Genomic DNA, 12759 nt, shown 5'->3' on the forward strand with positions numbered 1-12759 from the left:
CTAAATCTTCTTTGCCATACATTTCGTAATATCGATAATTCAGTTCTATATTATGAGTATTCAATAGATAGCGCCCACCAGTTGTACGTAACCTACTATTAAACATCGCTTTATGTAAAAACGGCATCCCAAAGTATTGTAACGATACCTCCTCCACTAACCTCTGAATTTCTTGCTCATCCATTCTCATTCCCCCTAAACAAAAAAATATTTTTACACTTTTCTCCCTTCCTATACATATATTAAATAGTACATATACCCATCCTCATTCAAGAAGCGTGATTTCTAAAAATAAAGCATTGATAGAAATCCACTCACCAACCTCTCATCAATATTTCTTTAACTAATTAAGAAGAGATGTTTGAGAGCAGGATTAAACAAGGAGGGATTCCTATGCCTACGTGGCTAAAGAAACAAATGCAACGTGCATACTTCGAAAAAAACCGGTATCAAATCAAATTACTAAATGAATGCTGGTTTTATTATAGTAAAATACATCAAAGCTCATAATCAACGAAACTTTCCTATCCATAAAAAGAGAGCAGTTTCATCTGCTCTCTTTACTTACTATTCAATTGGTAACATCGATAATGCAACACGACCTTTTTTTGTATCAATATCATCTACCCATATTTTTACAATTTGCCCCACGGATACAACATCTAATGGATGCTTTACAAACTGTTTGCTGAGTTTAGAAATATGCACTAAGCCATCTTGCTTTACACCTATATCAACAAAGGCACCGAAATCAACAACATTACGAACCGTCCCCTCTAACTCCATACCACGCTTTAAATCTTCTAATTTCAAAATCCCTTTTTTCAGAAGTGGTTTTGGCAACTCATCCCTCATATCTCGTTCTGGACTAATTAAAGCATCGATAATATCAACCAAAGTCGGCTCGCCAATCTCTGTCTCTTGAGATAATTTAGAAACATCTACTCCCTCTAAACTCTTCTGCAAGTTCGGTTTACCTACATCATTCTTTGATAACCCTAGACTTTTTAATAGCAATTCAACATTTTTATATTGTTCTGGATGAATCCCTGTGCGATCTAACGGATTGGCCCCTTCTAATATACGTAAAAATCCAATACATTGTTCATATGTTTTCGCACCTAAACGAGGAATTTTCTTTAATTCAGTACGCTTCGTAAATTTCCCATCTTCCTCACGCTTAGCTACAATATTTTTTGCGACCGTTTTTGATAATCCTGAAACATATTGTAACAACGCAACTGAAGCTGTATTTACATTAACACCAACTTGGTTAACAGCTGTCTCTACCACAAATGTTAACGATTCATTTAATCTTTTTTGTGATACATCATGTTGATATTGTCCTACCCCTACAGATTTAGGGTCAATTTTCACTAGCTCCGCAAGCGGATCTTGTAGACGTCTCCCAATAGAAACGGCACTTCTTTCTTCAACCTGTAAATCCGGGAACTCCTCACGAGCTAAATCAGATGCTGAATATACACTAGCACCCGCTTCATTTACAATAATATAAAATACATCCCGTTTTACATTTTGCAAGACATCTACTATAAATTCTTCCGTTTCTCTGGAAGCTGTACCATTTCCAATTGCTATCATTTCAACTTCATATTTATCTATAATTGAAAGAACTTTCTTTTTTGCATCCTCATATTTACGAACAGGTGGATGCGGATAAATAACATCTATGTTAAGAACTTTCCCTGTATCATCTACTACTGATAATTTACAACCTGTTCTATATGCCGGATCTACCGCTAGCACAACTTTCCCTTTCATTGGAGGCTGTAATAATAAATTACGTAAATTCTCAGAGAAAATATGAATCGCTTGTTCTTCAGCGGTTTCTGTTAATTCTTTACGAATTTCTCTTTCTATTGAAGGTTGAATTAAGCGTTTATATCCATCTTCAATCGCTAATTGTACATAGCGCGCACTTTTAGAAGCTTCATCACGAATCATTTTTTTATGTAAAAACTGATTGATTTCCTCAGTCGGTGTAACAACAGCAACTCTTAATACATCTTCCTTTTCACCACGGTTCATCGCTAACACTCGATGAGGCACTACTTTTTGCAACGGTTCTTCATAGTCATAATACATTTCGTATATATTCTTTTCATCTTTTTCTTTATCTTTTACAGATGAAGACATAATCCCTTTTCGGAAAGTAGTATTCCGAATCCAACTACGATATGATGCATTATCCGAAACAAGTTCCGCAATAATATCTTGCGCACCTTGCAACGCGTCTTCTGCAGATTCCACTTCTTTTTCTCCATCAACAAATTCCATAGCCTTCTCTGCTGGATTTTCTTTTTTATATAACAATAACCACTCAGCTAACGGTTCTAATCCCTTTTCTTTAGCGATTGTAGCTTTCGTTCTTCTTTTTTCTTTATAAGGACGATATAAATCTTCTACTTCCTGAAGTTTTGTTGCAGCAACAATATGACGACGCAATTCTTCGGTTAATTTCCCTTTTTCACCAATAAGACGAAGAACCTCTTCTTTCCTATCTTCTAATTGCATCATATATTGCCATCTTTCTAAGATTGCACGAATTTGCACCTCATCTAGAGATCCTGTCCATTCTTTTCGGTAACGAGCGATAAATGGAACTGTGTTACCTTCTTCTGTTAATTGAATAACATGACGAACTTGCTTTTCTGTAAAGCCTAATTCTTTCACTAACATTTTCATTAACCCTTGTCGATTATCTACCATTTCCATATCCAACCGTAACCTCCTCTATAATAAAAAAAAGTTGCCCTGTAAAGAGAGCAACTTAAACTGCCGATTTAAAAATCTATTAGTCCTAAACTAATTTGTAACGCTTCATCTACACGACTCATCATCACTTCATCCAAATGAGTGATTTTGTCCGTTAAGCGTTGCTTATCGATTGTTCGAATCTGCTCAAGTAAAATAACAGAATCTCTCTCAAAACCGTACTTTTTCGCATCAATTTCCACATGAGTGGGTAATTTCGCTTTTTGAATCTGTGCAGTAATAGCCGCTACAATCACAGTCGGACTAAAACGATTTCCGATGTCATTTTGAATGACAAGAACCGGACGAACGCCTCCTTGCTCAGAACCAACAACTGGGGAAAGGTCTGCAAAATACACGTCGCCGCGTTTTACAATCAAAATATTACCCCCCGCTAACTAAGCGTTCTACTGTATGAGCTGCTTCATACTCTGCTAAGAAAGCTTCAGATGCAATACCAAGATTAATTTTTCCCATTTCAATGTACCCACGTCGCATTGATTCATGTTGGTAGCGTTTCTTCGTCTTATGTTGACGCAATAACAGTTGTGTTGCCTGGCAAATTAGTTCATGGCGATTCTTATTCTCTTGTTTTCCAATTCCGTCCAATTCCGTTACCATTTGCTTTGGCAACCGAACCACGATTTCAGTAGTTACACTTGATTCGGACACAAAAATACACCTCCACCGTCAACTACACACCCAAATATATATATGACACCTATTGTAATAATACCATTGTATGGAGCCTGTTGCAAAGACTTCCTTATTCCCTGCTTATGTTTTCCAATTCATAAACAAAACATTCATCTTCTTTTACTTTTTATCTCTTTCAAACAAGAAATAAAGCAATCCTTCAGTAATATTTCATTGTTAACTTATATTAATAACAATTATAAAAAGAAGCTCCCCAGCAAACAAAGAGCCTATTCTTCATTAGTGAAACTCCTACAAATGGCGAGACGCTGAGTAATAATACCTTCTTTTATATATTGTTCAAATAATTGATTACTTCTACAACCTTACCATGTCGTATAAATATTCTCGGCACACGGAAACTTATCGTTGCGATAATTTCATAATTAATAGTCCCGGAATATTCAGCAACCTCGGTAACACTAATATACTCATCGCCTTGTCTTCCAATGAGTGTAACTTTCGTACCAAGTGGCACTTCACAAGGAAGATGTATCATGAATTGATCCATTGTTACTCGCCCTACAATCGGTACTCTTTCACCATTTACAAGCACTTTAAATCCTTGCAACCTTCTAAGCCAGCCATCCGCATATCCAATCGCAACTGTCGCAATCCATTCTTCAGTTCTCGTTCGGTAAGTGACATTATAACTAATCCCATCCCCTTTAATCACTTGCTTAATATGAGCAACCTTCGTATGAAGCGACAACGCTGGTTCCAATTTAAATGGTAAAAACGGACGTATTTCTACAGACGGCGTTAATCCATACATCGCAATACCAATTCGTACCGCATTAAATGTAATCCCCTGAAACCTTAACGTTGCAGCACTATTGGCTGTATGGACAAATTTAGGGTTCACTCCAAATTCTTTCAACCAACTTAACTGCTGCAAGAATGTATTATATTGCTTATCAAAGTAAGAAGTCTCAACCTCATCGGCTGTTGCAAAATGTGTATATACTCCTTCTAACTCTAAAAATGGCGCGCCTTCTAAACTCTTTAAGAACCCCTTTAATTCTTTACGTTCACGTATTCCGATTCTCCCCATACCACTATCAAAATTAATATGGAATTTCATTATTGATGAACCATCCCAGAGCTTTATCGCATCTTCCACCCATTCTTTTTGAAAAACAGTTAACGCTACATCATTTTCAGCAGCAACATTTACATCACGGGGAGGGGAGGGACCTAATACTAAAATCGGTGCAGTAATACCAGCCCTCCGAAGCACTAAAGCTTCATCTAAAAAAGCAACTGCTAATCTTGTTGCCCCTGCTTCTAATGCGGTTTTAGCCACTGGTACATAATCGTGCCCATATGCATTCGCTTTAACTACAGCAAAAATTTCTACATCACTTGGAATGAACTCTTTAATATGCGTAACATTGTTATAGATCGCATCTAAATCCACTTCCACCCAAGTGTCACGGTAAAACGGTGCTTCTTCCATAAATACACTTCCTTATACACGATATGCGAAGCTTATTCTTTTATATGCTTCTTTTTATGAAATCCACCTTCAAACTAAGAAAAGACGTGGTGCACATATATCACCACGTCTAAGAAGTTTACTTCACCTGCTTCGCTGTAACCGAACGAGCAACCATCAACAACTCATTCGGCTCTAAACCTTTAGACACGAGCATATATTCTACTCCATTATACGACCACGTTACAGAATCTTTCGTCAATGCACCAATCGTGAAGCCAAGGTCAACTGGCTCTCCACTTACACTTACCGCTGATGAAGCCTCTGCAACTTTTGCCTTTTCTTGTATTAAAGTAAAAGATTTCTTACCTCCAGTATATGTGAGTATCGTACGCTTGCCACTGGCTGTCTTCAACTCTTCTTCCTCTTTCAACGTCATGCCTTGCGGCGTGTCACGTGGATACAAAATAGCAAACGGTTTGTCTTCTTTCGCTGTTGTCTGAACATCTACTTGTGCTCTGGACATATTTTGTTTCGTATCAAATGCACCTTTATCAAACTTTGTATCAAACTTTACTTTAGTGAAATCTACTTTTACAAGGACATTTTGATCATTATCCATCAGTTTCACGGAAACTGGTGTTAAATCACTCTTCTTCAATGTAATCTCTTGTTTCGGTAACATATTTTGATGTTGATAGTTTGTTTTTGTTTTAAAAATATAATACTTATCTGTTTTCTCGAAAGTAAGGTTTTTCTTATCCTGCAAAATATCTCTTACAAGTGATTCATATAGGTAAGCCTGGCTACTATTTTGCGGCCAATCACTTTGAAAACGGAAGCTCTTATTAAGCGCAGGTGTTAATACAAATACCCCTTCATCATTTCTTAAAATAATTTGACTCTGATCCTTTTTCGCATTCTTTAAATTCACACGATAATACGAAGGTTCTTTATGCCAAATTTCTACACTATACTCCTGCGGCTCATTTCCCGTTTTAATAGATAATTTCGCTTCAGCTTGATAACTCTTCATACCTTTAACTTTTGCCTCTAAATCTCTCACAACATCTTCCTGTTTCTTTTCCATACAGCCCGCCAACACAAAAACGGTCAATAAACCGATGAGAACTAAAAACAGACGCCTTTTCATCACTTCAGCCCCTTTGCCCCTATAAATGAATGGAAGATATGCCTTCCTTATCGCTACCTCAAATATATGAGACAAAGATATAAAATATGCAGACTAGCGTGACGAGCTTTCTAAAACAACTTGGCTAACAGCAAATTCTTTACTATGGCTAATTGATAAATGAACAATATGCTCTGTATTTGCAATAAGAATCGGTTTACCTCTATCATCATTCCTTACTTCTATATCTAAAAAACTAACTTCTTTCCCAATTCCAGTCCCTACCGCCTTAGAATACGCTTCTTTTGCTGCAAATCTTCCTGCCACAAATTCTGTAAGACGACTTCCTTTCAGCTTCTTGGCAACATTACGTTCACTTTCAGTTAAAATACGTTCCATAAATTTAAGCTTTCCATCTAGCATTTTTTCAATTCGATTCAATTCAATAATATCGATTCCAATCCCTACAATCATTTCAAAATCCCCTTCTTCTATTTAGCTTTCTGCATTCATATTGTAAGAATAACAGAGAATCTTTCTGATGCAAAAGGAGTGATACTAACAACATGCTAATACCATCTACTCGTATGCTATTACAACCAGTCATCCTCTCTTTACTTCTTATACAATTAGTCATGATTATATTGAGCGACTTTTCCCTCTTACACATGGCAGCCTACAATGAATATATCGCTAAAGGAGAATGGTGGCGTGTCATAACTTCCCTACTTGTACACGTAGACTTACAACATTTTCTTTCCAATAGCATTTTTTTATTTGTTCTTGGTTCTTCTATCGAAAAACAACTAGGACATTTTTCTTTCATCATTATTTTTTTCCTTTCTGGCATTATCGGAAATATTTCTTCTTATATTATTATGCCTCTTGACTATATTCACGCCGGAGCATCTGGTGGTATTTTTGGATTACTAGGTGCACAATTATTTTTATTGTACAGTCGATATCGCTCTTCAAACCCAAAAGAAATTGCTATTTTTTCAATCATGATACTTCTATTACTGCTATTTACTTTCTTTAATCCTTCTGCCAATCCTATAAGCCATTTAACAGGATTGATAATTGGTGGTATTTTAACTCCTTTTTTAACAAAAAAATTCGATGGTGCTGAGCTTATTTAATGTAAAAGCTCGCACCATCGATAATTTCCACCTCTGTTTGTTTACTTAACTCTCTCATTAATTGAAATAAAGACTCATCCTTCTTCTTCGCCTCAATCATACAATCAATTTGCGGAACACTCCCCTTTATCTTTTTCAAAAAAGATAAGAAAGTATCTACATCAATAAAATCCGCATGTGCTCTCGGATCTTTTTCATCTCTAGGACTAGAAATATGCATTTTAACTGGTAACAAAGACGATTCCCACGTATGCACAACACGTGCCCAATCTTCATGCCAATCTTCCTGATCATTATTCATCATATGATGATGCAAATCAAACACGACTGGAATATCTAATTTCTCTCCTAAATACAATGTTTCTCCTAAAGAAAAAGTCGTGTCATCATTTTCTAATATAATCATCTCTTGAATACCTCTTGGAACACTTGACCAATTTTCTATAAAACGTTCTAATGCAAGTTCTTTATCGTTATAACCTCCTCCCACATGTAATACACATCTCTGTTTATGTTCAATTCCCATACCCTTTAATAATTTTTTGTGCATCTGCAATGTCTTTACGGATTGCTTAAAAATACTCTCCTCAGGTGAATTTAGTACAACAAAGTGATCCGGATGGAAATCAATTCGCATATTCATACGAATTGCGTATTCACCTAGCACTTTTAAACTTTCTTTTAATGGACGAATATAGTTCCACTCTAATAACTCCTCATGATTTGCTAAAGGAATAAGCTTAGAACTAAGTCGAAAGAAAGATATATCATGTCCCTTATTATGCTTTAATAACCGCAAGCAATTTTCCAAATTCGAATTAGCGATTCTTTCGAGTTTACGAATCGCAGCCTCTCGATCATCAATCCTCTGAAACTGTGCATATGTCATCGTTTGAGATGGAGATGCGTTCTTCAAATGCACACTCATCGCAACATACCCGAGCCTTACAAGCATATAGTACCTCTTTTCTACATAAGTTATTATGTAGTATGTACAATTATAGAAATAAAAAAAGAGAATGCCAACAAAGGGCATTCTCTTTTTTATTAAGCTTGTGGACGGCTATGATGTTTTCTTTCGCCGCGTCCATTTGAAGAAGATCCAGGGCGACCTTGACCTTCACCTCTACGACCACGGTTGCCATCACGGCTACCACCATCACGATTGCGATCACGGTTACGACCATCGCCACTGCGTCCATCACGGTTACGGTCACGGTTACGACCATCGCCACTGCGTCCATCACGACTACGATTACGGTTACCATCACGGTATCCGCCTCCGTTACCACCGCGTTTTTTAGAACCGCCACCTCTTGAAACAACTGGTGGTTCTGATGTTAAAGCGATTGGTGTTGTATCTGGCTCTTTTGTCATCATTTTTAAAGCAGCAGCTACTACTGTTACAGAGTCATTCTCTTCTAACATTTCTTCTGCAATACGCTTGTAGTATGATAAGTTATCATTTTCAATTGTGCTTTGAAGTTTTTCAGCGATTAAACGTTGTTGACCTTCTAATGCCTCGTCAAGTGTCGGTGCTTCCATACGGTCAACCTTACGTTTTGTTGTACGCTCGATATTTTTTAATTGTCCTGATTCACGTGGTGTTACAAATAACATTGCAATACCTTTTTTACCTGCACGGCCAGTACGACCAATACGGTGAACGTATGATTCTGGATCTTGTGGGATATCGAAGTTGTATACGTGTGTTACGCCTGAAATATCAAGACCACGTGCAGCAACGTCCGTTGCAACAAGAACTTCAATAGCACCTTCTTTAAATTTACGTAATACAGACATACGTTTCGCTTGTGTTAAATCACCATGAATACCTTCTGCTGCATAACCACGTAAGTTTAATGCTTCTGATAATTCATCAACACGACGCTTTGTACGACCGAATACGATTGCAAGCTCTGGAGATTGAATATCTAGTAAGCGTGTTAATACGTCAAACTTTTTCTTTTCTTGCACTTCTAAATAGAACTGCTGAATGTTTGGCATTGTTACTTCTTTTGCTTTTACTTTAATGTGTTGAGGCTCAGTCATGAAGCGCTCAGCAATACGACGGATTGGATCTGGCATTGTCGCTGAGAATAATAGTGTTTGATGTGTTTCTGGCACATCTGTTAAAATCGCTTCAATATCTTCAATGAAGCCCATGTTTAACATTTCATCCGCTTCATCAAGAACAACAGTCTCAACGTTTTGCAGGCGAAGTGTTTTACGGTTAATATGATCTAAAATACGACCCGGCGTACCAACAATAATGTGTGGGTGTTTTTTTAGAGCACGAATTTGGCGGTTAATATCTTGACCACCGTAAATTGGTAAAATACGAACACGTTTATGTTTACCAATTTTGTATAGCTCTTCTCCAACTTGGATTGCTAATTCACGCGTTGGCGCGATAACAATACCTTGAACTGCCTCTTTACGAGTATCTACTTTATCTAATAGCGGTAATCCAAATGCTGCTGTTTTCCCTGTACCTGTTTGCGCTTGCCCAATAATATCTTTACCTTGCAATGCATGTGGGATTGTTTCAGCTTGAATCGGCGTAGCCTCTTCAAAGCCCATACTTTCAACAGATTGCAATAAAGATTCACTTAATCCTAATTCTCGAAATGTTGTCAATGTTACTTCTCCTTTTCTATCCTATACTTATCATTTAAAAAAAGGCATTTTCCGAATTGGCGGAAAAGCCCTTTTCCTGAATGCTCACGTATATAAACGGGCGTATTTCTACACGAAAATACTTCTAAACGTTATTACACTTTATCAATTATAAGTTTTGTATGTGCAAAAAGCAAACCCAACTGTTACCTTATTTTCATATTCAGAGCTTTTTTCTTCACTTTTATTTTTTAACATTCTCTGTAAGCGCTTATTATAAGTTTCTTCTATTTCCGTGACTATCATTCCTGTTTATATACACCAATTATTTCAACATCGTAATAACTTCTTCTAATTTCATACCACGAGATGCTTTAACTAATACAACGTCTTTATTACCAACTACCGCTTGTAAATCTTTTACAAGCTCTTCTTTATTATCATACGCCTTTACACGTTCACTAGGGAAATTAATTTCCGCTCCTTCAGCAATTTGAGCCCCTAGTCTACCATATGTGAATACATATGAGATTTTTGCTGGGTCAATTAATTTACCTACCTCATAATGAAATTGAACTTCTTGGTCTCCAAGCTCTAACATATCACCAAGCACGACGATTTTTTGAGCAAAATCATCTAAACCGTTCATTAAATGGAATGCCGCTTCCATAGCAGTCGGACTCGCATTATAAGCATCATTGATAATTGTTAATCCACTATCCGTTTTTACAATTTCCATACGCATACCTGTCATTTGAAGTGTTACTAAACCTTGTTTCATTTCTTCCCATGTCACACCAAAATGTTTCGCAATTGCCATTGAAGCAAGTGTATTATACACATTATGTTTCCCTAACACTGGTATATAGAATGAAATATTTTCTTCTCTATTCATTTTAAAATGAGTTCCAGTTGCCTGTAATGTTACAGTCGTTGGATAATAATCGTTTGCTCTCGCATCACCAAATGTAACTGTTTCAGCTACTAAATTCATTTCTGGAACACGATTCGTCAATAATGGCTCATCTCCATTGTATACGAATACTCCACCTTCTTGTAAGCCTGTAACAATTTCTAACTTCGCTTCTGCAATTGCCTCACGAGAGCCTAAATCCATTAAATGCGCCTCACCAATATTCGTGATAATAGCTGCATTAGGACGAGCTAACTTAGATAGGAATTCAATTTCTCCGCGGCTTGACATACCCATTTCTAATACAGCTACTTCTGTATTTTCTTCTAGGTTTAAAATAGTAAGAGGTAAACCGATATGATTATTGAAATTACCTTCTGTTTTTTGAACTTTAAATTTAGTTGCAAGAAGACTCGTTACAATATCTTTCGTAGACGTTTTACCGTTACTACCTGTTACACCAACAACTTTAACATCCAGTTGATCGCGATAGTTTTTCGCTAGCATTTGTAACGCTGATAGCGTATCCTCTACAAAAATAACAGGAAGATTCTCAGGCGGATTTGCTACACCTTTCATCCACAATGTAGCAACAGCTCCACTTTCAACAGCTTTATCCACAAAGGCATGTCCATCGAAACGTTCACCTTGAATCGGAACATATAAGTTTCCCTTTTCAATTTTTCTCGTATCAATAGAAACTCCTTTTATAGTAATTCCCTCATACCGCTTTGCTAATCCAGTACCATTTATCATCTGTTCTACTTGTTTTAACGTTCGGTTTATCATATAGAAACACTCCTTACATAGAGGAAGCACTATTCCTTCGAATAGTGCTTCCTCCTTTTTTGTTAGATTGTATATTTAATTTTTTGTTTTTCTTCGTGACGCTCAATTGCTAAATGAATTAGCTCTTCAATTAATTCTGGATACGGCAATCCAGTATGCTGCCATAATAGAGGGAACATACTAAACGGCGTAAATCCTGGCATTGTGTTCACTTCGTTAATATATACTTCTCCGTCTTTCGTTAAGAAGAAATCAGCTCGTGTTAAGCCAGCACCATCTAATGATTGGAATGCAACAATTGCATCTCGCTTAATTACATCAGACTCTTCTTCTGTCATTTCAGCTGGAATAATTAGTGCTGTATCACCATCGATGTATTTCGACTTATAATCATAGAAGTCCTTTTTCGGTACGATTTCACCTACAACTGAACATTTTGGCTCATCATTACCTAATACACCAACTTCTACTTCACGCCCAACAATATTTTCTTCTACAATAATTTTGCGGTCAAATTGGAATGCCTCTTCGAATGCATTCTCAAGCTCTTCACGATCTTTACACTTATTAATACCAACACTTGAACCAAGGTTTGCTGGTTTTACGAAGCAAGGATATCCTAATACTTCTTCTACTTTTTCATACGCTGTTTCACGATCTTTTTCCCATGCGCTACGAATGAAAGATGCATATTTCGCTTGTTTTAAACCAGCTTCTGCAAAGATATTTTTCATAACGACTTTATCCATCCCAGCAGATGATGCTAATACACCGTTACCTACATATGGAATGTTTAGTAATTCTAATAACCCTTGTACTGTTCCATCTTCACCATTTGGTCCATGTAATAATGGGAAAATAACATCAATTACATCTTCTTGTTTAGAATTTGCAGTTGGAATAATTTCTGTACTTAATGATACAGGAGAAATCGTATTTTCTTCCCCACTCATTTGTAATGCCTCAACATTTGTTACTTCGCCTTCAATACGCTCTCCACGCATCCATTGGCCTTGTTCTGTAATATAAATTGGATGAATCTCGAATTTATCTTGATTTAATGCTTTGATAGCAGCAAGAGCCGTTTGTAACGAAACCTGATGCTCAGCTGATTTTCCACCGTATAATAAACCTAATTTAATTTTTGTCACTGAAATCACCCTAACCAATTGTTTTCATTTTTCTATTTTAGCACTTTTTATAAAAATAGGTAGTTCCTATTTGAAATAAAATGTAACTTCCACAAATAATTAAAAGA

The 12759-nt window shown here is 36.7% G+C and carries 13 protein-coding genes (1 of these 13 running past the window's edge); 2 read left to right on the forward strand and 11 right to left on the reverse strand.

Features of this window, described 5'->3' with window-relative positions:
• Positions 1–184, reverse strand: the 5' portion of a protein-coding gene (locus tag ACP6L7_RS27040) for a SprT family protein (protein ID WP_097831053.1). 278 nt of this gene lie to the left of the window's left edge; 184 of the gene's 462 nt are visible here — the first part of the coding sequence; it begins with the start codon at positions 182–184; the stop codon falls past the left edge of the window.
• Positions 185–393: 209 nt separating this feature from the next.
• Here ACP6L7_RS27040 and cmpA point away from each other — a divergent pair, with 209 nt between their 5' ends.
• Positions 394–510 carry a cortex morphogenetic protein CmpA gene (cmpA, locus tag ACP6L7_RS27045; RefSeq protein WP_001143642.1) on the forward strand — a complete coding sequence of 39 codons (117 nt, stop codon included), beginning with the start codon at positions 394–396 and terminating at the stop codon, positions 508–510.
• Between the two features lie 57 nt (positions 511–567).
• Here cmpA and ACP6L7_RS27050 read toward each other — a convergent pair whose 3' ends face one another.
• From ACP6L7_RS27050 to acpS, 6 genes are all read right to left on the reverse strand, one after another.
• Complete coding sequence (locus ACP6L7_RS27050; protein WP_141533554.1) at positions 568–2736, reverse strand: Tex family protein; 2169 nt, start codon at positions 2734–2736, stop codon at positions 568–570.
• Positions 2737–2804: 68 nt separating this feature from the next.
• Positions 2805–3155: a type II toxin-antitoxin system endoribonuclease NdoA gene (gene ndoA, locus ACP6L7_RS27055; protein WP_000635965.1), complete on the reverse strand. Its 351-nt coding sequence runs from the start codon at positions 3153–3155 to the stop codon at positions 2805–2807.
• A gap of 4 nt (positions 3156–3159) precedes the next feature.
• Complete coding sequence (locus ACP6L7_RS27060) at positions 3160–3447, reverse strand: antitoxin EndoAI (protein WP_000004570.1); 288 nt, start codon at positions 3445–3447, stop codon at positions 3160–3162.
• A gap of 313 nt (positions 3448–3760) precedes the next feature.
• Positions 3761–4930 carry an alanine racemase gene (alr, locus tag ACP6L7_RS27065; RefSeq protein WP_097831055.1) on the reverse strand — a complete coding sequence of 390 codons (1170 nt, stop codon included), beginning with the start codon at positions 4928–4930 and terminating at the stop codon, positions 3761–3763.
• Positions 4931–5048: 118 nt separating this feature from the next.
• Entirely contained in the window at positions 5049–6062 is a 1014-nt protein-coding gene (locus ACP6L7_RS27070; RefSeq protein ID WP_097831056.1) for a LolA family protein, read from the reverse strand.
• 93 nt (positions 6063–6155) lie between these two features.
• Positions 6156–6515, reverse strand: a complete 360-nt coding sequence (acpS, locus tag ACP6L7_RS27075; RefSeq protein ID WP_097831057.1) for a holo-ACP synthase — start codon at positions 6513–6515, stop codon at positions 6156–6158.
• Between the two features lie 92 nt (positions 6516–6607).
• Between acpS and ACP6L7_RS27080 the strand changes: the two genes are divergently transcribed.
• A complete protein-coding gene (locus tag ACP6L7_RS27080) occupies positions 6608–7180 on the forward strand; it encodes a rhomboid family intramembrane serine protease (protein ID WP_097831058.1) in 573 nt (190 codons plus the stop codon).
• Here ACP6L7_RS27080 and uvsE read toward each other — a convergent pair.
• From uvsE to ACP6L7_RS27100, 4 genes are all read right to left on the reverse strand, one after another.
• A complete protein-coding gene (gene uvsE, locus ACP6L7_RS27085; protein WP_097831059.1) occupies positions 7173–8135 on the reverse strand; it encodes a UV DNA damage repair endonuclease UvsE in 963 nt (320 codons plus the stop codon). The two genes, ACP6L7_RS27080 and uvsE, sit on opposite strands and share 8 nt — an antisense overlap.
• A 92-nt stretch (positions 8136–8227) precedes the next feature.
• Positions 8228–9820: a degradosome RNA helicase CshA gene (gene cshA / locus ACP6L7_RS27090; RefSeq protein ID WP_000206606.1), complete on the reverse strand. Its 1593-nt coding sequence runs from the start codon at positions 9818–9820 to the stop codon at positions 8228–8230.
• Positions 9821–10124: 304 nt separating this feature from the next.
• A complete protein-coding gene (gene murF / locus ACP6L7_RS27095; protein ID WP_097831060.1) occupies positions 10125–11501 on the reverse strand; it encodes a UDP-N-acetylmuramoyl-tripeptide--D-alanyl-D-alanine ligase in 1377 nt (458 codons plus the stop codon).
• Positions 11502–11563: 62 nt separating this feature from the next.
• Positions 11564–12652, reverse strand: coding sequence for a D-alanine--D-alanine ligase (locus tag ACP6L7_RS27100; protein ID WP_097831061.1), 1089 nt, complete (start codon positions 12650–12652; stop codon positions 11564–11566).
• Positions 12653–12759 lie beyond the last annotated feature (107 nt).

The sequence above is a fragment of the Bacillus silvicola genome, assembly GCF_050524305.1.
GTDB classification, from domain to species: domain Bacteria; phylum Bacillota; class Bacilli; order Bacillales; family Bacillaceae_G; genus Bacillus_A; species Bacillus_A cereus_AT.

Bases quoted from the DNA above. Each gene is read 5' to 3' on its own strand.
- cmpA (WP_001143642.1), top strand. From the start codon at position 394: ATGCCTACGTGGCTAAAGAAACAAATGCAACGTGCATACTTCGAAAAA.
- ACP6L7_RS27050 (WP_141533554.1), bottom strand. From the start codon at position 2,736: ATGGAAATGGTAGATAATCGACAAGGGTTAATGAAAATGTTAGTGAAA.
- alr (WP_097831055.1), bottom strand. From the start codon at position 4,930: ATGGAAGAAGCACCGTTTTACCGTGACACTTGGGTGGAAGTGGATTTA.
- ACP6L7_RS27070 (WP_097831056.1), bottom strand. From the start codon at position 6,062: ATGAAAAGGCGTCTGTTTTTAGTTCTCATCGGTTTATTGACCGTTTTT.
- acpS (WP_097831057.1), bottom strand. From the start codon at position 6,515: ATGATTGTAGGGATTGGAATCGATATTATTGAATTGAATCGAATTGAA.
- ACP6L7_RS27080 (WP_097831058.1), top strand. From the start codon at position 6,608: ATGCTAATACCATCTACTCGTATGCTATTACAACCAGTCATCCTCTCT.
- uvsE (WP_097831059.1), bottom strand. From the start codon at position 8,135: ATGCTTGTAAGGCTCGGGTATGTTGCGATGAGTGTGCATTTGAAGAAC.
- murF (WP_097831060.1), bottom strand. From the start codon at position 11,501: ATGATAAACCGAACGTTAAAACAAGTAGAACAGATGATAAATGGTACT.